Source organism: Pseudomonas sp. RW407 (assembly GCF_003176655.1).
GTDB lineage: Bacteria > Pseudomonadota > Gammaproteobacteria > Pseudomonadales > Pseudomonadaceae > Pseudomonas > Pseudomonas delhiensis.
The window spans coordinates 1-1,028 of sequence record NZ_QGSL01000094.1 but is presented as its reverse complement, the minus strand read 5'-3'; the positions used below and the strand labels follow the sequence as shown (position 1 = coordinate 1,028).

1 protein-coding gene is annotated in these 1,028 nt (G+C 69.5%); it reads right to left on the bottom strand.

Annotated elements, in window-relative coordinates:
* Positions 1 to 498 precede the first annotated feature (498 nt).
* The gene (locus DK254_RS16830; RefSeq protein WP_109934701.1) at positions 499 to 966 is read right to left on the bottom strand and encodes a MarR family winged helix-turn-helix transcriptional regulator; all 468 of its coding nucleotides are present in this window, start codon (positions 964 to 966) and stop codon (positions 499 to 501) included.
* Positions 967 to 1,028 lie beyond the last annotated feature (62 nt).

The following is a 1,028-nucleotide window of genomic DNA, read 5'->3' as shown; positions in this document are numbered from 1 at the left end:
GTCGCGAGAGCCCCGATCAGCACAGGGACGTGCTGTCGGGGCGGGCCTCCGTGGCGGGGGAGTTCGCGAGGGTAGCCCGGCTTCATCGGGCCCGTATGGCGGGGCAAGCCTTTTTGGTTACTTTTGTGGCGTTTGACAAAAGTGACTCGCCCGAGGGGGCGAAACAAGAAACATCAACGCACTCGGAGCGGCGCGCTACACCCAAACCCAATAGACAGTTGCTCCTACGGTTCCAGGGAAGCGAGCAACTGTCTTGCGCCCCGCGCCGCCCCCTTGCAACCCGTAGGGCGCATAACGCCTACGGCGTTATCCGCCAATGGTCCCGGACACCGCTGTTCCGGACGGCGGCGGATAACCGCGAACGGTTATTCGCCCTACGGTCGGGCATGGTCGTAGGGCCTTGTCCGCGATTGGGCTTTCAGACGCCGGCTAGCCCCCTCTCCCGCTTGCGGGTGAGGGCGGCAGCCGCCGCCGGCAAGCACCGTTCGCGAGCAGGAACTAGGCGTCCCCGGGTTTCTGCTGGGCGTAGGCGCGGGCCTTTTCCTCCATCAGCCGCAGCACCCGGGTGGCGGTCTCGACGTCTTCCCGGGGGATGCTGCCGAGCACTTCGGCGCGCAGGGCGTTGAGGGCTTTCTCCAGGCGTTCGGCCAATTCGCGTCCCGCATCCTGCAAATGGATGGCGCGCAGCCGCCGGTTGCCCGGCACCATGCGCCGTTCCAGCAGGCCGGCGGCCTCGGCCTGGTCGAGGGTGCGCACCAGGGCGGCCGGGTGCACGCCGATGCGGTCGGCCAGCACGTTCTGCAGCACCCCGTCGCCCATGCGCGAGACCAGCAGCACCGGCGTGGCCACCGCCAGCGACAGGCCGCTCTCGGCCAGCACCAGGCTGGCGGCCTGCTGCCAGGCGCGGCGCGCCGGTTGCAGCGAGCCGGTGAGGGCGAACAGGTGGTCCTGGGGCGGGCTGGGCATGGGGCGGTCCGTTGCGGGTGGATTCGCGCCGATGATACGGGCACGGGCGGGGAGCACAAGGC